We start from the raw sequence: 20,424 nt of genomic DNA, 5'->3' as shown, positions 1-20,424 counted from the left end.
AACGGGCCGGGTGTGCTGGGTCACAGCGCACCCGGCCCGCGGTGGACCGGCCGTCCGGCCGCCCTACTTCGTCCAGTCCGCCCAGGACATGTTCCAGCCGTTGTAGCCGTTGTCCGGGGCGACCGTCTTGTCGTGCGAGTTCTTCACCACGACGACGTCGCCGGTGATCGAGTGGTCGAAGAACCAGGCCGCCGCCACCTTCGCGTCCCAGCCGCCGCGCACGTCGCGCAGACCGATGCAGCCGTGGCTGGAGTTGTAGTTGCCGAAGGTGCCGCCACCCCAGTAGTTGCCGTGGATGAAGGTGCCGGAGTCGGTGAGGCGCTGGGCGTGCGGGACGTCCTTGATGTCGTACTCGCCGCCGTAGCCGACCGTCTCGCCGTTCATGCGGGTCACCTTGAGCCGCTCGCTGATGACCATGCGGCCGTTCCACGTGTCGTAGCCCGGCTTGCCCGTGGTGACCGGGAGGGTCTTGAGGACCTCGCCGTCGCGCTTGACGGTCATCTTGTGGGTCTTCGCGTCGACCGTGCTGACCTGCCGGCGGCCGATGGTGAACGCCACCGTCTTGGCCTGCTTGCCGTACACGCCGGGACGTCCCTCGACGCCGTCGAGGTCGAGACGGACGGTGACCTTCGTGCCGGCCGCCCAGTACTCCTCGGGGCGGAAGTCCAGCCGGTCGTTGCCGAACCAGTGGCCCTCGACGGCGACCGCGGGCTCGGTCGTGATCCGGATGGCCTTCTCCACGGCGTCCGGGTGCGTGATGCCCCGGGTGAAGCGGACCGAGAAGGGCATCCCGACCCCCACCGTGGAGCCGTCCTCGGGCGAGTAGATGCCGACGAAGGTGTTCTTCGGCGTCAGTGTGGTGAACGCCGACTCCTCGGCGGCCTCACGCCCGCCGGAGTCCTCGGCGACCGCGTGGACCGTGTACTTGGTGGCCGCGGCCAGGTGCGAGGACGGGGTCCAGGTGGCTCCCCCGTCGGTGATGCCGCCCTTGACAGCGTTTCCCTTGGTGTCCTCGACGCGGACCTCGGTCAGTTTGCCCTTGGCCGCGGTGACCTTGAGCGCGCCCGTCGTCTCCACGTCTCGGGCCCCGTCCTCGGGGGCGATCCGCACCACGGCCCGCGAGACCCTGGTGTCCGCGGTGCCGCTCGACTCGCTGCCCTTGGCGTCGCCCGAGCCGGCTTCCCGGTCCGAGTCCCCTCCCCCGCCGCACGCCGTCAGCGCCAGCAGCAGAACTCCCAGCAGCAGCGCCAGGACTCCCCTGCTCCGGTGGGTCCGTGCGTCAACCGACGCCCCCGATATCGGTCGCCCGTTCACAGTCGATCTCCCCTCGCACGGCCTGATCAGGCCGGCCCGCACTCCAGCGCGTCCCACGCGCTTGTCGCGCCAATTAATCACACGGCCGGCGGCGATGGCTCCCCGCGAAGGTCACCGTTCCGTCCCAACTTCGGCCGTGCGGGACGCCGCTGGAGTCCGTCGTGCGCCTCCCCGCATATCGGGTCACTTCACCGCCGCGAGCCCGCCGTCCACTCCTTCCAGCCCATGTTCCAGCCGCCGAGGCCGTTGTCCGCCGCCACCCGCTTGTCGTTGCTGTGCACGACCTCGACGACGTCGCCGACCAGGCTGCGGTCGAAGAACCAGCCCGCGGGGGTGTCCGAGCCGCCGCCCTTCACGTCCTGAAGGCCCACGCAGCCGTGGCTCACGTTGGTGTGGCCGAAAGCCTCCGGCGCCCAGTAGTTGCCGTGCAGGAAGGTCCCGGACGCGGTGAGGCGCATCGCGTGCGGGACGTCCGGGATGTCGTACTCGCCGCCGAAACCGACCGTGCGGCTGTTCATCCGGGTCATCTCCAGCATCTCGGTGACGACCATCTTCCCGTTGTACGTGGTCGTCTTCGGCGCTCCCGCGGTGATCGGCACCGTGTCGAGCAGGGCGCCGTCGCGGCGGACCTCCATGGTGTGCGCGCGGGCGTCGACCACGGAGGTCTGGCTGCGGCCGACGGTGAAGGAGACGGTCTTCGACTGGAGTCCGTAGACGCCCTTCGCCGCCTGGACGTCCCGCAGCCGGAGCTCGACGGTGACCTTCGTGCCGGGCTTCCAGTACGCCTCGGGCCGGAAGTCCAGGCGGTCCTTGCCGAACCAGTGCGGGCGGATCTCGACGGCCGGTTCCGCCCGCACCCGGACGGCGCGTTCGACGGCCGCCCGGTTCTCGATCTCCCGGTTGAACTCCAGGGAGACGATCATCCCGGTGCCGACGGTGGACCGGTTCTCCGGGGTGACGTAGCCGATGAACCGCTCGTCGGGGACCTGCGTGGTGAAGGTGGTGTGCCGGGCCGACCGGCGTCCGTGGCCGTCCAGGGCCACCGCGTCGACCGTGTACCGGGCGGCGAGGGCGAGGCGGCGGCCGTCCGGGGTCCAGGACAGGCCGTCGTCGGAGATGTGCCCCGGTACCGGGGACTGCCGCGCGTCCTGGGACCGGACCACCTTCACGGACTCCAGGCGGCCGTCGGGTACCCGCACCTCCAGGGACTGCCCGGGGCGGACCCCCTTGGTGGTGTCCGCGGGCGTGACGTGGATGGCGTCCTCGGGCGAGCGCGGCTTGCCGAACGCCTCCCCGATCCCGCCCGAGGAGCAGCCGGCGGCTCCGGCCAGCAGAGCCGCCCAGGTCAGGGCGGCGGTCAGCGCGGTCCCTGCGCGCCGCGCGCGCGTCTGTACATGGTTCACAAGGGACCCAACGACGGCGCCCCGCCGGGGAAACGTGAGTGCGAGCCACCCGGTGGGCAGAACACTGGGGAGGACGACGCGACAGGGAGCTGCGGCCGGGACGCCGTACGCCCCCTCTCACTGCGTTCCACGAGCCGCGGGAGGCTGATCGGTGTCGAGCGCACCCGAGCAGGAGGCAGTCCACCAGGGACCTGCCGCCGAACTGCCCACGCAGACCGCCACGGACCCGGCGGGGCGGTCCACCGCCGCGCCCGCAACCACGGAACCACGACCGGCCGCCCCCGCCCTGAACGGCGCCCGGCGCCCGCAGGCGCCGCCCGTTCCCGTGTGGCCGGGTTCCCCCACCCCGCTCGGCGCACGCTTCCGTACCGGCCCCGACGGCGTCACCGGCACCAACTTCGCCCTGTGGGCCGGCGGCGCCGAGGCCGTCGACCTGTGCCTCTTCGACGACGCGGGCGCCGAGGTCCGCGTCCCGCTCACCGAACTCACCCACGAGATCTGGCACGGATTCGTCCCCGGCGTGCTCCCCGGCCGACGCTACGGCTTCCGGGTGCACGGCCGCTGGGACCCCTGGACCGGCGCGCGCTGGAACCCGGCCAAGCTGCTCCTCGACCCGTACGCGCGCGCGGTGGACGGCGACTTCAGCCTGCCGCCGGAGGTGTACGGGCATGTCCGGGACTGGCCGCAGCAGCACGTCGCCGACACCGTGCGCGACGACCGGGACTCGGCGCCGTTCGTGCCCAAGGGCGTGGTCGTGCAGGACGACGACGACTGGTGCGACGACCACCGCCCCAAGACGCCCTGGGCGGACTCGGTGATCTACGAGCTGCACGTCAAGGGGTTCACCCGGCTGCACCCGGGCGTCCCCGAGGAGCTGCGCGGCACCTACGCGGGGCTCGCGCACCCGGCGGCGATCGAGCACCTGGTGAGGCTCGGGGTGACGGCGGTCGAGCTGCTGCCGGTGCACCAGTTCGCGCACGAGGACCATCTGCTGCGCCGCGGCCTGAGGAACTACTGGGGCTACAACTCGATCGGCTACTTCGCCCCGCACGCCGGCTACGCGGCCTCCGGGACCAGGGGGCAGCAGGTCGGCGAGTTCAAGCGGATGGTGCGCGCGCTGCACGCGGCGGGCATCGAGGTCGTCCTCGACGTGGTCTACAACCACACGGCGGAGGCCGGCGAACTGGGCCCGATGCTGTCGCTGCGCGGGATCGACAACCGCGGCTACTACCGGCTCCAGGAGGACCCCCGCCGCTACGCCGACTACACCGGCTGCGGCAACACCCTGCACGTGGTGCAGCCCCAGGTGCTGCGGCTGATCACGGACTCGCTGCGCTACTGGGTGACCGAGATGGGCGTCGACGGGTTCCGCTTCGACCTCGCCGCCGCGCTCGCCCGGTCCATGCACGACGTCGACATGCTGTCGCCGTTCCTCGCCGTGATCGCGCAGGACCCGGTGCTGCGCCGGGTCAAGCTGATCGCGGAACCGTGGGACGTGGGCTCGGGGGGCTACCAGGTGGGGGCCTTCCCGCCGCTGTGGACGGAGTGGAACGACCGCTACCGCGACGCCGTACGGGACTTCTGGCGCGGTGCCCTGCCCGACGTGCGGGACCTCGGCTACCGGCTGTCCGGCTCCAGCGACCTGTACGCCTGGGGCGGGCGGCGCCCGTACGCGTCGGTGAACTTCGTGACCGCGCACGACGGCTTCACCCTGCGGGACCTGGTGTCCTACGAGCGCAAGCACAACGAGGCGAACGGGGAGGGCAACCGGGACGGCACGGACGACAACCGGGCGTGGAACGGCGGGGTGGAGGGGGAGAGCGCCGACCCGGCCGTCGGGGCGCTGCGGCGGCGGCAGCTGAGGAACCTGCTGACCACGCTGCTGCTGTCGACCGGCGTGCCGATGCTGGTCGCCGGGGACGAGTTCGGGCGCACCCAGCGGGGCAACAACAACGCCTACTGCCAGGACAACGAGATCGGCTGGGTCGACTGGACGCAGCTGGAGGACCCCGGCTGGCGGGCGCTGCTGGAGCTGACGTCCCGGCTGATCGCCCTGCGGCACGAGCACCCGGTACTGCGGCGCCGGGCGTTCTTCTCGGGACGGGCCCACTCGGCGGACGGGCTGCGGGACCTCGCCTGGTTCACGGCCCGGGGCACGGAGATGACGGAGCGGGACTGGTACGCGCCCGCCGGGACCCTCGGGATGTACCTGTCCGGGCGGGACATCCCGGGACGGGACGCGGTGGGCGCTCCGGTCACCGACGACAGCTTCCTCGCCGTGCTGCACGCCGGGGACGGGCCGGCCCGCTTCGAGCTGCCCGGCCCGCCGTGGGCCGGCGCCTACGAGGTGGTGGTGGACACCTCGCGCGAGGAGCAGGACGCCGAACCCGGCGTGGTGCACCCGGCGGGGGCGGCCGTCACCGTGCCGGCGCGGTCGGTGCTGCTGCTGCGGGTGCGCTGAACACCGTGCCGCGGGAGGGACCGGCACGGGTGCCGGCGCCCGAAGCCGCCGCCCCTCCCGGGGCCGGCTCCCGGGCCCGCGGGCCGCCGGTGTCCCCGCCGCGAGCTGCCCGGATTCCGCGCGGGCCGCGCGGTCCCGTTCCCGCCGGTCCGGCCGAAACTCGGTGGGCACTGTCCGTGGCACTCCGTAGGCTCGCCCCTGATGGCCACCACAGATGCAGTCACCACGGATCAGCCCGACCGATCGACGGTCCGCAGCCTGCTGCGGCTGTGGCCGTACGTGCGGCCGGTGCGGGCGCGGCTGTTCGGCGCGGCGTTCGTCGCGGTGGTCGCGTCGTGCCTGGGGCTGGTGTTCCCACTGGTCCTGAAGTGGATGGTGGACGGGCCGATCGCCGGCGAGGACCCGGCGGGGGTCTGGCTCGGCGCGCTGTGGCTGCTGCTGCTCGGCATCGCGGAGGCGGGGCTGTTCGGGCTGCGCCGGTGGCTGGTGGCCCGGCCGCTCGCGGGCGTCGAGGCGTCGATGCGGGCGGACCTGTACCGGCACCTGCAACGGCTGCCGGTCGCCTTCCACGACCGCTGGGCGTCCGGTCAGCTGCTGTCCCGGGGGACGACGGATCTGATGCTGGTCCGCATGTTCCTGGCGTTCCCGCTGACGTTCCTGCTGGTGAACTCGGTGACGATCCTGGCGGGCGTGGCGATCATGCTGGTCCAGCAGTGGACACTCGGGCTGGTGCTGCTCGCCCCCGCGATCCCGGTGATGATCGTCTGCTGGTCCTTCGAGCGGCGCTACTCGCAGGTGGCGCGCACGGCGCAGGACCAGGTCGGGGACCTGACGACGGTGGTCGAGGAGAGCGTGCTCGGCATCCGCATCATCAAGGGGTTCGGCCGCCACCGCAGTCAGGCCCGCGCGTTCCGCGAGCTGTCCGGGACACTGCGCGGCACGGAGCTGGCCAAGGCCCGGCTGCTCGCCTCGATCTGGGCCGTCATCGTCACCCTGCCCGAACTGGCCATCGGCGCCGCCCTGGTGCTCGGCACGATCCAGGTCGCCGACGGCGACCTGTCGGCCGGCACCCTCGTCGCCTTCCTGTCCACCGCGCTGGCGCTGCGCTGGCCCGTCGACTCCATCGGCTTCCTCCTCGCGATGAGCCAGGAGGCGGCGACGGCCACGGAGCGGTACTTCGAGGTGATGGACGCGCAACAGGAGTCCTCGCCCGCGCCCACCCCCGCCCGGACGCCGGCCGGCTCCCCGGGCCCGGTCCCCGCCGCGGCCCCCGCCCCGCCGGCCTCCCCGGCCGCGCCCGCGAACGGCGCCGCGCCCGTCGCGGCCGACCGGCAGGCGGCCACCGCCGGTCCGGCGGGAGCCCACCGGGCGGCGGCCCCGTCCCAAGAGGGCGGGCTCCGCCTCCACGGGGTCGTGTTCCGGTACCCGGACGCCGCCGGCGACGCCCCGCCGGTCCTCGACGGAGTCGACCTGCACATCCGGCCCGGCGAGAGCATGGCCCTGGTCGGCGCCACCGGGACCGGCAAGACCACGCTCACCGCGCTCGTCCCCCGGCTGCACGAGGTGACCTCGGGCCGGATCACGCTGGACGGCCGGGACATCACCGCCATGCCGCGCGAGGAGCTGCGCGAACTCGTCGCCGTCGCCTTCGAGGAGCCCACCCTCTTCTCCGCCACCGTCGGCGAGAACGTCCTGATGGGCGCCCCGGACTCCGCGGGCCGGGACGAGCTGGACCGCGCCCTGGCCGTCGCGCAGGCCGACTTCGCGCACGCCCTGCCCCAGGGGACCGCGACCCAGGTCGGCGAGCAGGGCCTCAGCCTCTCCGGCGGCCAGCGCCAGCGCCTCGCGCTGGCCCGGGCGGTGGTCGGCAGGCCCCGCTTCCTGGTCCTGGACGACCCGCTGTCCGCCCTGGACGTGCACACGGAGGCGGCGGTCGAGGCCGCGCTGCGCCGGGTGCTGGCGGAGACGACCGCGCTCATCGTGGCGCACCGCCCCTCCACGGTCCTGCTGGCCGACCGCGTCGCCCTGCTCTCCGGCGGGCGGATCACCGCCGTCGGCACCCACCACGAACTGCTGCGCACGCACGCCGAGTACGCCCATCTGATGTCGGGCGCAGAGGAGGACGACCGATGACCGCGGCGCCCACGACCACCGCTCCGGACCGGGAACCGGACGGAGCGCCGGGCGAGGACCGGAGCGACGCGACGGCGGCGGCCGGGGCCGCCGGACCGGCCGAGCCGCCCCGGGACCCCTTCGACCGCGACACCCTGCCCACTCCCCCGGGCGCGACGGCCGCCCTGCTGCGCTCGCTGCTCGCGCCGCTGCGGACCCGGGTGGCGGCGACGACCGTCCTGCTGCTGCTCCAGCAGGCGGCGGTGCAGGCCGGGCCGCTGCTCGTCGCCTACGCCATCGACCGGGCCGTCCCGGCGTCCCGGGACGGCGGCCACGGGCCGCTGATCGCCGTCGGCGTCGCCTACCTGCTGTGCTCGGCGTTCTCCGGCGGACTCCAGTGGGCCTTCATCATCGCCTCGGCCCGGGTCAACCAGGACGTGCTGCTCGACCTGCGCGGCCGGATCTTCCGGCACGCGCAGGCGCTCAGCGTCGACTTCCACGAGCGCTACACCTCGGGCCGGCTGATCTCGCGTTCGACCACGGACGTCGAGTCGCTGCGCGAGCTGCTCAGCGAGGGACTCCAGGAACTCGTCACGGTCATCCTGTCGTTCGTCTACATCTCGGCGATGCTGCTCTGGCTGGACGCGGGTCTCGGCGCTGTCGCGGTCGCCTCGTTCGTCCCGCTGTACCTGCTCATCCGCCGCTACCGGCGCCGGGCGGGCAGGATCTTCGCCGTCCGCTCGACGGCGATCGCCTCGGTGATCGTGAAGTTCGCGGAGACGATGAACGGCATCCGGCCGGTCCGCGCGTTCCGTCGGGAGGCGGCCAACGACGACGCCTTCCGGGTGCTCAACCGGCGGCACGAGAAGACGAACGGCGACGCCCTGCTGGAGATGGCCCGCTATGTCGTCGGCTCCCGGCTCGTCGCGAACACGGCCGTTGCGGGCATCGTGCTGTGGGGCGCCTACCGGGTGGCGTCGGGTTCGCTGGAACTCGGCGTGCTCGCCGCGTCGGTGCTCTATCTGCGCCGGCTGTACGACCCGATCGACCGGCTGGGCATGTTCCTGAACTCCTACCAGTCGGCGGCGGCGTCGCTGGAGAAGATCGCCGGGCTGCTGGCCCAGACGCCGTCGGTGCCGGAGCCGTCCGAGCCGCGCCCGCTGCCCGCGCTCGCCTCGGAGCATCCGGGCCGCGACGTCGTCTTCGACGGGGTCCGCTTCGCCTATCGCACCGGCGGGGAGGTGCTGCCGGCGTTCTCCCTGACGCTCCCGGCCGGACAGACGGTGGCCGTGGTCGGCTCGACCGGCGCGGGCAAGTCGACGCTGGCGAAGCTGCTCGCCCGGTTCTACGACCCCACGCAGGGGCGGGTCCTGCTGGACGGGGTGGACCTGCGCGAGCTGTCGGTGCCCGAGCTGCGGCGCGGGGTGGTGATGGTGACCCAGGAGGCGTTCCTGTTCTCGGGCACGGTCGCCGAGAACATCGCGATCGGCCGGCCCGAGGCGACCCGGGAGGAGATCGAGCAGGCGGCGAAGGCCATCGGGGCGCACGAGTTCATCAGCGAGCTGCCCGACGGCTACGACACCGACGTCCGCAAGCGCGGCGGCCGGATCTCCGCGGGCCAGCGCCAACTGGTCGCGTTCGCCCGTGCGTTGCTGGCCGATCCGGCCGTTCTCATCCTGGACGAGGCGACCAGTTCGCTGGACGTGCCGGGCGAACGGGCGGTGCAGCGCGCCATGTCGACGGTGCTGCGGGGCCGGACCGCGGTGGTCGTGGCGCACCGGCTGTCGACGGTGGAGATCGCCGACCGGGTGCTGGTGATGGAGCACGGGCGGATCGTCGAGGACGGATCGCCGGCCGAACTCGTCGCCGGCACCGGCCGGTTCGCCGATCTGCACCGCGCGTGGCGGGACAGCCTCGTCTGAGGAACGGGGCCCGCGGCCCAGGCACCGCTCGGGCCCCCACCCCCACGCCGCACACCACGAACCGCCGGGCCCACCCCACCCGCACACGGCGACCGGATGCCGGGGACCGGGCGGCGGGGGCGGGGGGTCTGGGCGCCGGTCACCGGGACGTCAGGAGCCTGAGGCCGGGGTCTGCGCGCCGGATGACGGGACGCCGGCCCCCTGGACACCGGGTGCAAAAGCGCCAAACGCCACGGCACCGAGGGCCGGGATGATCCGCGGTGCCGGAGGTCGGGCGCCGAGGCACCGGTCCCCCGGCACGGTGTACCGGAGGACCGGGTGCCAGGACGCGAGGCGCCTGGATACCGCGCGCGCAAGCGCCAAGCGCCAGGGCGTCGGCGGCCGGGACGTCGGATGCCGGGGCACCGGGTGCCGGACTGCGGGATGCGGCGCCCCCCGGATTACCGGACGCGGGGCGCCGCGGCATCGGGCGCCGCAGGCCGGGCGCCGGGTGCCCCGGTATCGAAGGCCCGGGCGCCGGGTGCCGAGGCATCGCCGCCGGGGTGCCGGGCACGGGCGGGTGCGCCGGTGGGGCGAGCGCGGCAGGGCCGGGGCGCAGTCCGCGCGGGGGCGGACGTCTGCCGGCGGCGCGCGGCGGCGGGACCCCGCGGATGGCGGACGGATGAACTCCCCGGCGTCCACGGCGGAAGACCACCGCACGCTTCGACAGACAGTCCGTATACCGAACATGACGAACCGGACAACGGACCGTTTCCGGCCAAAGTCCTGACGCGGTCCTGACAGAAAGCGTCATCTCCTGCCACTCTTCCCACGGCTGCTTCACAGCAACCCCACAGTCCGTTCGCTGTGACGCGCCCGCACGACCCCGTTGCACCTGGTTCCGCGAACAGCCCAGTTCTGCCCGGACGGGTCCTTCGTTCGTCCGGTCTCCCCTGGCCGCGCGACCCGCGGCCACGCAGAAGGAGTCAGTGTTGAGTAGCAGCTCCTCCCACAGACGCACCTCCCACACCACCAAGCGCCGCGTCGCCGGTGTCGCCCTCGTCGGCGTCACCGCCCTGCTGGCCGCGGCCGTCCAGTCGGGCGCCGCGAGCGCGGCCCCCGAGCAGGCACCCCGCCCCGGCGGCGTCCGTGCCGGCGCCGTCGCCGTGAAGCTCACCGCCTCCCAGCGGGCCGAGCTGATCCGCGACGCCGACTCGGCCAAGGCGGCCACCGCCAGGGACCTCGGCCTCGGCTCCGACGAGAGCCTCGTCGCGCGCGACGTCATCAAGGACCAGGACGGCACCGTCCACACCCGCTACGAGCGGACGTACAAGGGGCTGCCGGTCCTCGGCGGCGACCTCGTGGTCGAGGCGTCGAAGTCCGGGAAGACCGAGCACGTCTACAAGGCGACCCGGGCCGCCCTGAAGGTCGCCACCCTCACGCCCTCCGTCGCCGCGAGCGCCGCCGAGAAGCAGGCGGTGTCCGCCGCCAAGGCCGCCGGCTCCAAGAGCACCGAGGCCGACCGGGCACCCCGCAAGGTGATCTGGGCGGCGAGCGGCAAGCCGGTCCTCGCCTACGAGACCGTCGTGGGCGGCCTCCAGGACGACGGCACCCCCAACCAGCTGCACGTCATCACCGACGCCGCCACCGGCAAGAAGCTGTTCTCCTGGCAGGGCGTCAAGACCGGCATCGGCAACACCCAGTACAGCGGCCAGGTGTCCCTGACGACCACCCAGTCGGGCTCCACCTACACGCTGAACGACGGCGCACGCGGCGGCCACAAGACGTACAACCTGAACCACGGGACGTCCGGCACCGGCACGCTGTTCTCGCAGTCGAGCGACACCTGGGGCAACGGCACCACGTCGAACTCCGCGACGGCCGGCGCCGACGCGCACTACGGCGCGGCCGAGACGTGGGACTTCTACAAGAACACCTTCGGCCGCAGCGGCATCAAGAACAACGGCGTCGGCGCCTACTCCCGCGTGCACTACGGCAACTCGTACGTGAACGCGTTCTGGGACGACAGCTGCTTCTGCATGACCTACGGCGACGGCTCCGGCAACGCCGACCCGCTGACCTCGCTGGACGTGGCCGGCCACGAGATGAGCCACGGCGTCACCTCCAACACCGCGGGTCTCAACTACTCGGGCGAGTCCGGCGGCCTGAACGAGGCGACCTCCGACATCTTCGGAACCGGCGTCGAGTTCTACGCCAACAACTCCTCCGACGTCGGCGACTACCTCATCGGCGAGAAGATCGACATCAACGGCGACGGCTCCCCGCTGCGCTACATGGACAAGCCCAGCAAGGACGGCGGGTCGAAGGACTCCTGGTACTCGGGCGTCGGCAACGTCGACGTGCACTACTCCTCGGGTGTCGCCAACCACTTCTTCTACCTGCTGAGCGAGGGCAGCGGCGCCAAGGTCATCAACGGCGTCAGCTACAACTCGCCCACCTCCGACGGTCTCCCGGTCACCGGTATCGGCCGCGACAAGGCCCTGCAGATCTGGTACCGGGCGCTCACCACCAAGTTCACCTCCACCACCAACTACGCGGCGGCCCGCACCGGCACGCTCGCGGCGGCCGGCGAGCTGTACGGCACGTCGAGCGCCGAGTACACCGCGGTGGCGAACGCCTGGGCGGCGGTGAACGTCGGATCGCGTCCGGGTGGCGGCGGCGGTGGCGGTACGTCGTTCGAGAACACGACCGACGTATCGATTCCGGACAACGGACCGGCGGTCACGTCGTCGATCACGGTCAGCGGGCGGAGCGGCAACGCCCCGTCGAACCTCGCCGTCTCGGTGGACATCGTGCACACCTGGCGCGGCGACCTGGTGATCGACCTGGTCGCTCCGGACGGGTCCACGTACCGGCTGAAGAACTTCAGCTCCTCGGACTCGGCGGACAACGTGAACACGACCTACACGGTCAACGCCTCCTCCGAAGTCGCCAACGGCACCTGGAAGTTGAAGGTCCAGGACCAGGCGAGGTACGACACGGGCTACATCAACAGCTGGAAGCTGACCTTCCCGTAGACCGGCCCCGGAGGGTCGCGCGAGACGGCGCGGCAGCTCCGAGAACAGGACGCCGTCCCGGAGGTTCACCCCTCCGGGACGGCGTTTCCCTTTGCATGACCCGGAGTTCGCCTTGACCTCTTCTTGGCGACACCCGACGGCCGGTCGGAACCCCCACTGTTCACCCGATCGTCGATTTTCGGCCAAGGTCTTTAGGCCCTCCTGACATGTACGCGTCCCTGGTGGCACGCTTCCACCGCACGGCTCACCCGCACCGCAACTTCACCACCGTCCGCCCGGAATCCCCAGCCCGTGCGGACGTCCCCCCAAGAAGGAGCTTGCGTGACCCCCCTCTACGCGCGTCACAAGCGCACCACTCTGGCCATCGCCACCACCGTCGCCGCCGGAGCCCTGCTCGCCACCGGTATGACCACCGGTGCCGCCGCCCAGACCGCGGCGCTTCCCGCCGGCACCGCCACCCCGCTCGCCGGCGCGCCCGTCCAGCTCTCCCCCTCCGCCCGGACGGCGCTCATCCGGAAGGCCGACGCCGCCACGGCGCGGACGGCCGCCGAGATAGGTCTCGGCGCCAAGGAGAAGCTGGTCGTCAGAGACGTCGTCAAGGATGCCGACGGCACCGTCCACACCCGCTACGAGCGCACCTACGGCGGCCTTCCGGTCCTCGGCGGCGACCTCGTCGTGCACGAGTCCTCGTCCGGCACGTCCCAGGGCGTGACCAGGGCGACCAAGGCCGCCATCAAGGTCGCCTCGCTCAAGCCGGCGGTCACCACGGCCAAGGCCGAGAAGCAGGCCCTGACCGCCGCCAAGGACGCGGGCTCCGACCGGACCACCGCCGACCAGGCCCCGCGCAAGGTGATCTGGGCGGCGAGCGGCAAGCCGGTCCTCGCCTACGAGACCGTCGTGGGCGGCCTCCAGGACGACGGCACCCCCAACCAGCTGCACGTCATCACCGACGCCGCCACGGGCAAGAAGCTCCACGAGTACCAGGGCATCGAGAACGCGACCGGCACCGGCAAGACGCTGTACTCGGGGTCCGTGAGCCTCACCACCACGCTGTCGGGCTCGACGTACCAGCTGACCGACGCCTCCCGCGGCGGGCACAAGACGTACAACCTGGCGCACGGCACGTCCGGCACCGGCAGCCTGTTCACCGACGCGGACAACATCTGGGGAACCGGCGCGGCGTCCAGCTCCGGCACCGACCAGACCGCCGCCGCGGACGCCGCCTACGGCGCCCAGGAGACCTGGGACTTCTACAAGAACACCTTCGGGCGCAGCGGCATCAAGAACAACGGCGTCGGCGCCTACTCGCGCGTGCACTACGGCAACTCGTACGTGAACGCGTTCTGGGACGACAGCTGTTTCTGCATGACCTACGGCGACGGCTCCGGCAACACGCACCCGCTGACGTCGCTGGACGTGGCCGGCCACGAGATGAGCCACGGCGTCACCTCCAACACCGCCGGCCTGAAGTACTCGGGCGAGTCCGGCGGCCTGAACGAGGCGACCTCCGACATCTTCGGAACCGGCGTCGAGTTCTACGCCAACAACTCCTCCGACGTCGGCGACTACCTCATCGGCGAGAAGATCGACATCAACGGCGACGGCTCCCCGCTGCGCTACATGGACAAGCCCAGCAAGGACGGCGGCTCCGCCGACTACTGGTCCTCCTCGGTCGGCAGGAAGGACGTGCACTACTCGTCCGGCGTCGCCAACCACTTCTTCTACCTCCTCTCGGAGGGCAGCGGAGCCAAGACGATCAACGGGGTGAGCTACAACTCCCCGACGTACAACGGCTCCACGGTCACCGGGATCGGCCGCGCCAAGGCGCTCCAGATCTGGTACAAGGCGCTGACCACGTACATGACGTCGACGACCAAGTACGCGGGCGCCCGCACGGCCACCCTCTCCGCGGCGTCGGCCCTGTACGGCTCGACGAGCGCGGAGTACCAGGCGGTCGCGGCGGCCTGGTCCGCCGTGAACGTCAACTAGCGGCAAGGCGTCACGACGCCGGGCGGCACCCGGGGCGAGGACTCCCCCGGGTGCCGCCTTACGCTTGCCCCCATGCCCTACACGTACGAGGACGTGGGCGCGACCCGCGAGGACCGCTGCCCGCCGGGCTTCCACCGACTGCACGTCCGTTCCCGGATCGGCGAGGGCGAGGCCGTCTTCCGACGCGCCTCCGAGGCCCTGATGACCTGGGAGATGCACCGCGCTCTGGGCCTGGGCATGGCCGGCGACGCCGACCGGGCGGCCCCGGGCGTGGACGTCACGGTCGCGGTGGGCCCGATCAAGGCTCCCTGCCGGGTGGTCTGGACGGCCGAGGAGCCCCGGCTCACCGCCTGGGCCTACGGCACCCTGGACGGCCATCCCGAGAGCGGCGAGGAGGCCTTCGCGGTCTCCCGTACCGGCGACGGCACCGTCTGGCTGACCGTCACCGCGTTCAGCCGCCCCGCCAAGTGGTACGCCCGCGCGGGCGGGGCGGCCACCCGGGGGTTGCAGCGCGCCTACGCCCAGCGCTGCGGAACCGTGCTGCGCCGGCTGTGCGCGGGCCTGGACGACTGAACGGGCGCGGAGACCGGACGCCGGAACGGGACGTCGGGTCCCGATGCCGGAACCGGGCCGCGGGTGCGGCGGCCCGCACCCGCGGCCCGGACCGCTCCCGACCCCTGCCACCGCGCCGCCCGGACGCGCGTCGCCCCGGCTCCCGGGCGCCGGGCGCCTCGCGTCAGCGCATGAGCAGCCCCGCGCCCTCGCCCGCGTCCTCCGACGGCACGGCCACCAGGCCCAGGTCCGCGCCGGAGGGCAGCAGGCGGTGGGCCGGCAGGATGCGGACCGTGTAGCCGAACGAGCCGGTGCGGTCCAGGGACAGCGGGCCCTCGTACACCCAGCGGCCCTCCAGGTCGGAGCCGCCGGCCGGCTTCAGCGGGACGCACACCGGGTCGGCGATCCGGTCGTCCGTGCCGACCCGGCCCGCGACGGCCTGCACCTCCACGTCGTCGGGGGCGAGGTCGCCGAGACCGACGCGCACGCGCAGCGCCAGCGAGGCGCCCAGTTCGGCGGTCGCCGAGCCCGAGGACGCCTCCAGGTGGTCGACCGTCACCCGGGGCCAGGCGGCGCGGACCCGGGCCTTCCAGCCGGCGAGTTCCCGGGCCGCCTCGGCGGTGAGCGCGCGGTGGGCGTGCGCCGCGGGAGTGTAGAGGCGCTCCACGTACTCGCGGACCATCCGGCCGGCCAGCACCTTCGGGCCGAGGTGGGTCAGCGTCTGGCGGACCATCTCGATCCAGCGGTCCGGCAGGTCCTGCCGGCCGCGCTCGTAGAACCGGGGTGCGATCCGCTGTTCCAGCAGCTCGTAGAGGGCGCCGGCCTCCAGTTCGTCCCGCCGGTCGTCGTCGGTCGCGGTGCCGTCCGCGGTGGGGATCGCCCAGCCGAAGTCGGGCCGGAACCACTCGTCCCACCAGCCGTCCAGGACGGAGAGGTTGAGGCACCCGTTGAGTGCCGCCTTCATCCCGCTGGTGCCGCACGCCTCCAGCGGGCGCAGCGGGTTGTTCAGCCAGACGTCGCAGCCGGGGTACAGCTTCTGCGCCATCGCCATCCCGTAGTCGGGCAGGAAGACGATGCGGTGGCGCACCCGGGGGTCGTCGGCGAACCGCACCAGCTCCTGGATCAGGCGCTTGCCGCCGTCGTCCGCGGGGTGCGCCTTGCCGGCGACGACGATCTGGACGGGCCGCTCGGGGTGCAGGAGCAGGTCCATGAGCCGGTCGCGGTCGCGCAGCATGAGCGTGAGCCGCTTGTACGAGGGGACGCGGCGCGCGAAGCCGATGGTGAGGACGTCGGGGTCGAGCACCCCGTCGATCCAGCCGAGTTCCGCGGTGCCGGCGCCGCGCTGGCGCCAGGACCGGCGCAGCCGCTCGCGGACCTCCGTCACCAGCTGGTCGCGCAGGCCCCGGCGCAGGTCCCAGATCTCCTGGTCGTCGATGTCCGCGACGGCGTCCCAGCGGTCGGAGCCGCCGACGGTGAGCGCGTCCTCGGTGCGCTGCGCGCCGATCTGGCGGGAGCCGAGCCGGAAGACCTCGGGGGCCACCCAGGTCGGCGCGTGCACGCCGTTGGTCACGGAGGTGATCGGCACCTCCTCCGGGTCGAAGCCGGGCCACAGTCCGGAGAACATCTCGCGGCTGACCTGGCCGTGCAGCAGGGAGACCCCGTTGGCGCGCTGTGCCAGGCGCAGGCCCATCACGGCCATGTTGAAGAGGTTGGGCTCGCCCTCGGGGTAGGTCTCCATGCCGAGGGCGAGAATCCGCTGCACGTCGATCCGGGGCAGTTCCGCGTCGGCGCCGAAGTGGCGGGCGACCAGTTCCCGGTCGAAGCGGTCGATGCCGGCCGGGACGGGGGTGTGGGTGGTGAACACCGTCCCGGCGCGGACCGCTTCGAGGGCGGAGTCGAAATCGAGCCCCGCGTCGCCGAGTTCGGCGATCCGTTCGAGGCCGAGGAATCCCGCGTGGCCCTCGTTGGTGTGGAAGACCTCGGGCGGGGCGTGCCCGGTCAGCCGGCAGTACGTCCGGACCGCACGCACCCCTCCTATGCCGAGCAGCATCTCCTGGAGGAGCCGGTGCTCGCTGCCGCCGCCGTAGAGCCGGTCGGTGACGCCGCGTTCGCCGAGGTCGTTCTCCTCGACGTCGGAGTCGAGCATGAGCAGCGGGACGCGTCCCACCTGGGCGAGCCAGACGCGGGCGTGCAGGGCGCGTCCGCCGGGCAGGGCAAGGGAGACCCGGGCGTCCGTGCCGTCCTCCTCGCGGAGCGGGACGACGGGCAGTTCGTTGGGGTCGAGGACCGGGTAGTGCTCCTGCTGCCAGCCCTCGCGGGACAGCGACTGGCGGAAGTAGCCGTGGCGGTAGAGCAGGCCCACCCCGATGAGCGGGACGCCCAGGTCGCTGGCGGCCTTGAGGTGGTCGCCCGCGAGGATGCCGAGCCCGCCGGAGTACTGCGGGAGTGCCGCGGTGATGCCGAACTCGGGCGAGAAGTAGCCCACGGCGGCGGGCAGGTCGGCGCTCTGCGTCTGGTACCAGCGGTCGCCGGTCACGTAGTCGCGCAGGTCGGCGGAGACCTCGGCGAGGCGGCCGAGGAAGCGGCTGTCCTCGGTCAGCTCCGCGAGCCGGGCGGCGGACACGCTGCCCAGCAGTCGGACGGGGTCGCCTTCGGAGGCCGCCCAGCGCTCCGGGTCGACGGACCGGAAGAGGTCGCGCGTCTCGGCGTGCCAGGACCACCGGAGGTTGCGTGCCAGGTCACTGAGGGGGTGAAGGGCTTCGGGGAGTACGGGTCGGACGGTGAACCTGCGGATCGCCTTCACGGATTCCACCTTCACGGAGGACGTACGCGGCAGAGGCCGCACGGCGTTGTGCGGCTTTCGTCACCCATGACGGTAGCGGCGGGGGTGCCGTCGCGACACGGCGCATCGCGGCACGACCCCGGATCTCCGCGACGGCGTGACCCCGGCGGCGTCCGGCCGCGGCCTTCACCGGGCCGCCCGATGCGGTATGGCCGATTCCGCCCTCCCGGGCGGCCTTGTGGTGCTTCGCCCCGCCGGGAGAGGCTCGCCGGGTGGCGTACGGCCGGACCCGCCCCGCGACCGCGGGCACGGTTCGGCCGCGCCGGCGTCGAGGAGGGGAACGGCAGTCATGGCACGGTCGGCGAAGCGGCGAAAGCGCCGGGGGGCGGCTCTCGCGGCGGCCGTCACGGCCGTGGTCCTCTCGGCCGCCGCGCCGCCCTCCCCCGCGTCGGCGGAGGGGCGGGTCCTCGGTGCGGGGGGACCCGGATCGGTCTCCGGGAGCTACATCGTGACCCTCGCCGAGGGGACCCGGGCTGCGTCGCCGGCGGGAGCGGCCCTGGCCGCGGCCTACGGCGTGCGCGTCGTCCACACGTACGGCTCGGCGCTCAACGGCTTCGCCGTGCGGACCGGTGCCGGCCGCGCCCGGCGGCTCGCCGCCGACCCCCGGGTGGCCTCGGTCGTCCAGGACACCCGGGTGGTCCCGCAGGAGGCGCAGAAGGACCCGCCGTCGTGGGGGCTGGACCGGATCGACCAGCGGGCGCGGCCGCTCGACCGGCGGTACGCGGCTCCCGCGGCGGCGGGCGCGGGCGTGACGGTGTACGTCATCGACACCGGTGTCCGGCTGACCCACCGGGACTTCGGCGGCCGGGCGAGCAGCGGGTGGGACTTCGTCGACGGCGACCGGACGGCGCAGGACGGCAACGGCCACGGCACGCAGGTGGCCGCGACGGCCGTCGGCTCCCGGTACGGGGTGGCCAAGCGGGCGAGGGTCGTCGCCGTCCGGGTGCTCGACGACCACGGGGCCGGCACCACGGCCCAGGTCATCGCCGGGATCGACTGGGTGACCCGGCACGCGAGGAAGCCGGCCGTGGCCAACCTCAGCCTCGGCGGGCGCGGCAACGCCCGGTTGGACGCGGCCGTCCGCGCCTCCATCGCCTCCGGGGTGACGTACACGGTCGCGGCGGGCAACGGCGGCCTTCCGGCCGGGCGGTTCTCCCCGGGCCGGGTCCGCGAGGCCGTCACGGTCGGCGCGAGCGACCGCGGCGACGCCCGGGCGGCGTTCTCCGACACCGGACCGGCCGTGGACCTGTTCGCGCCGGGGGTGGCAATCACGTCAGCTTCGTCGGCCGGCGACACGGCGCACGTGGCCGGTTCGGGCACCTCGATGGCGAGCCCGCACGTCGCGGGCGCCGCGGCGCTGTATCTGTCCGGTCATCCGCGGGCCGCTCCGGGACAGGTCGCGGCGGCGCTGGTGAAACTGGCCGTTCCGGGGAAGCTGTCGGATGTCGGGCCCGGTTCACCGAACAAACTGCTGAACGTCGGATGACCGCGGCGGGGCGCCGGCACGACCAGGGTGATTCGGCCACCCCGCACCGGCCTCGCCTGACCGGGAGGAGGCCGGTCTTGTGTGTAGACATACGCGTGAGTAGTTAACAAAGTGCCGGAATGCTCACCCGCACAGGGTGGGAAGGCTCCTCCGGTACGCCTCGCAGGTCCACCTTCCCCACACCCCCATCCGCCCACCCACGTTGACGCGGACAGGAGCGGTCATGCCCGCCACGCACCACTCGTCGCCACCCCCGACGGCCACCTCCGAGACGCCCCGCAAGCGCAGGACCGGACCTCGTCCGCGCACCGAGGACCGAACCGCCGCCCCCGAGGGCGCCGGTTCGGCGGCCCTCGACGCGACTCCGGCCGCCGCGCCGGACCCCGTGGTCCCCGACCCCGTCCTTCCCGACCCCGCGGTCCCGGACACGGCCGCCCCGAGCAAGGGCGGCTCCCGCAGGACCGCCGCCTCGGCGCCGGGCGCCGCGCCCCGCAAGAAGGCCCGGTCCGCCGTCCCGGCGACCCGGTCCGGGGGAGCGGGGGCGGCGCCGCGCGCCGCGGCGACGGCCGTCGGGCGCATCCCCGTCCTCGACGTGCGGCCGGTCGTGCTGGGCGGCAGCCGCCCCGCGAAGGCCGTCGTCGGCGAGGAGTTCGAGGTGTCGGCGACGGTGTTCCGCGAGGGGCACGACGCGGTCGCCGCGAACGTCGTCCTGTACGACCCGAAGGGCCGCCCCGGCCCCTGGGCGCCGATGCGCGAACTGGCTCCCGGCACCGACCGCTGGGGCGCCCCGGTGAGCGCGGACCGGGAGGGCCGCTGGACGTACACGGTGGAGGCGTGGAGCGATCCGGTGACCACCTGGCGGCACCACGCGCGCATCAAGATCCCGGCCGGCCAGGACACGGAACTGGTCCTGGAGGAGGGCGCACGGCTGTACGAGCGGGCCGCGGCCGGCCTCCCCAAGGGCACCAAGGGCAAGCGGCACCGCGACACCGTCCGCGCCGCCGTCGACGCGCTGCGGGACCCGGACCGTCCGGTCGCCGCCCGGCTCGCCGCCGCGCTCACCCCCGAGGTGGACGAGGTACTCGCCCGCCATCCGCTGCGCGACCTGGTGACGGCCTCCGAACCGCTGCCGCTGCTGGTGGAGCGGGAGCGGGCGCTGTACGGCTCCTGGTACGAGTTCTTCCCGCGCTCGGAGTCCGGGCAGCTCGACCCGCCCGTGCACGGCACGTTCCGCACCGCCGCCGAACGCCTGCCCGCCATCGCGGAGATGGGCTTCGACGTCGTCTACCTCCCCCCGATCCACCCGATCGGCACCACCTTCCGCAA

The 20,424-nt window shown here is 73.3% G+C and carries 11 protein-coding genes; 8 read left to right on the top strand and 3 right to left on the bottom strand.

The genetic code is table 11. The features are described from left to right. Positions 1 to 63: 63 nt before the first annotated feature. Positions 64 to 1,314, bottom strand: a complete 1,251-nt coding sequence (locus ACGFS9_RS24570; protein ID WP_393256200.1) for an Ig-like domain-containing protein — start codon at positions 1,312 to 1,314, stop codon at positions 64 to 66. 188 nt (positions 1,315 to 1,502) lie between these two features. Then, entirely contained in the window at positions 1,503 to 2,717 is a 1,215-nt protein-coding gene (locus ACGFS9_RS24565; protein ID WP_393256199.1) for an Ig-like domain-containing protein, read from the bottom strand. A gap of 151 nt (positions 2,718 to 2,868) precedes the next feature. Between ACGFS9_RS24565 and glgX the strand changes: the two genes are divergently transcribed. The 6 genes from glgX to ACGFS9_RS24535 all read left to right on the top strand — a co-directional run bounded on the left by glgX (position 2,869) and on the right by ACGFS9_RS24535 (position 14,791). Next, positions 2,869 to 5,178, top strand: coding sequence for a glycogen debranching protein GlgX (glgX, locus tag ACGFS9_RS24560; protein ID WP_393256198.1), 2,310 nt, complete (start codon positions 2,869 to 2,871; stop codon positions 5,176 to 5,178). Between the two features lie 201 nt (positions 5,179 to 5,379). After that, positions 5,380 to 7,311: an ABC transporter ATP-binding protein gene (locus tag ACGFS9_RS24555; protein ID WP_393256196.1), complete on the top strand. Its 1,932-nt coding sequence runs from the start codon at positions 5,380 to 5,382 to the stop codon at positions 7,309 to 7,311. Continuing rightward, positions 7,308 to 9,212 carry an ABC transporter ATP-binding protein gene (locus ACGFS9_RS24550; RefSeq protein WP_393256195.1) on the top strand — a complete coding sequence of 635 codons (1,905 nt, stop codon included), beginning with the start codon at positions 7,308 to 7,310 and terminating at the stop codon, positions 9,210 to 9,212. The genes ACGFS9_RS24555 and ACGFS9_RS24550 overlap by 4 nt, the downstream gene beginning before the upstream one ends. 971 nt (positions 9,213 to 10,183) lie before the next feature. Next, positions 10,184 to 12,229, top strand: coding sequence for a M4 family metallopeptidase (locus ACGFS9_RS24545; protein ID WP_393256193.1), 2,046 nt, complete (start codon positions 10,184 to 10,186; stop codon positions 12,227 to 12,229). 321 nt (positions 12,230 to 12,550) lie between these two features. Further along, on the top strand, positions 12,551 to 14,218 hold the full coding sequence (locus tag ACGFS9_RS24540) for a M4 family metallopeptidase (RefSeq protein WP_393256191.1): 1,668 nt from the start codon (positions 12,551 to 12,553) through the stop codon (positions 14,216 to 14,218). 72 nt (positions 14,219 to 14,290) lie between these two features. After that, the gene (locus tag ACGFS9_RS24535; RefSeq protein WP_393256190.1) at positions 14,291 to 14,791 is read left to right on the top strand and encodes a DUF1990 family protein; all 501 of its coding nucleotides are present in this window, start codon (positions 14,291 to 14,293) and stop codon (positions 14,789 to 14,791) included. A 163-nt stretch (positions 14,792 to 14,954) separates the two neighbouring features. Here the strand turns inward: ACGFS9_RS24535 and ACGFS9_RS24530 are convergent, their stop codons facing one another. Further along, positions 14,955 to 17,573, bottom strand: coding sequence for a glycosyltransferase family 1 protein (locus ACGFS9_RS24530; RefSeq protein ID WP_393256188.1), 2,619 nt, complete (start codon positions 17,571 to 17,573; stop codon positions 14,955 to 14,957). Positions 17,574 to 17,901: 328 nt separating this feature from the next. On the opposite strand from ACGFS9_RS24530, the gene ACGFS9_RS24525 reads away from it, so the two are divergent. Together ACGFS9_RS24525 and ACGFS9_RS24520 are read left to right on the top strand one after the other, a co-directional pair. Continuing rightward, entirely contained in the window at positions 17,902 to 19,098 is a 1,197-nt protein-coding gene (locus tag ACGFS9_RS24525; RefSeq protein ID WP_393256186.1) for a S8 family peptidase, read from the top strand. 223 nt (positions 19,099 to 19,321) lie between these two features. Then, on the top strand, positions 19,322 to 20,424 hold a 1,103-nt coding region (locus tag ACGFS9_RS24520), incomplete at its 3' end, for a maltotransferase domain-containing protein (RefSeq protein ID WP_393256185.1).

This window comes from Streptomyces sp. NPDC048566 (genome assembly GCF_043199735.1).
Taxonomy (GTDB): Bacteria; Actinomycetota; Actinomycetes; order Streptomycetales; family Streptomycetaceae; genus Streptomyces.
The sequence above is the reverse complement of the archived record's forward strand: the minus strand, read 5'-3'. Positions and strand labels throughout refer to the sequence as shown.